The organism is Priestia sp. SIMBA_032 (assembly GCF_046535215.1).
GTDB lineage: Bacteria > Bacillota > Bacilli > Bacillales > Bacillaceae_H > Priestia > Priestia aryabhattai.
On record NZ_JAWRXD010000345.1, the window covers coordinates 1 to 318 of the forward strand.

Consider the following 318-nt stretch of genomic DNA (forward strand, 5'->3'; position numbering starts at 1 on the left):
CTATATCTACACGGCTTTCGTTTTCACGTATGGCGTGACGACACTGGGCGTGACGCGCGACCTGCTGCTCACCGCGGTGCTGGCGGCGTCGGTGCCGAACTGGCCGAGCGCTCGTTCGGTGCCGGAGGGGTCGATGAAGAAGATCTCTGTGCCGTGCACGACGGAGCGGTCGGCGGCATCGAGCTGGATGGGCACTCCGTACGCCTGCGCCACGGCGGCCAGCTGGGCGGCCGGCGCCGTCCCGAAGTACCAGTTCGCGGCCGATCCCAGTCCATGCGCGGTCGTCCAGTCCGCGACGTCGCTCACAGCCGGATAGTA

1 protein-coding gene is annotated in these 318 nt (G+C 67.6%); it reads right to left on the reverse strand.

Annotated elements, in window-relative coordinates; all coding sequences use genetic code 11:
- Nucleotides 1–6 precede the first annotated feature (6 nt).
- Nucleotides 7–318, reverse strand: a 312-nt coding sequence (locus SB717_RS34690) for a hypothetical protein (protein WP_410907402.1), incomplete at its 5' end; no start/stop codon positions are given.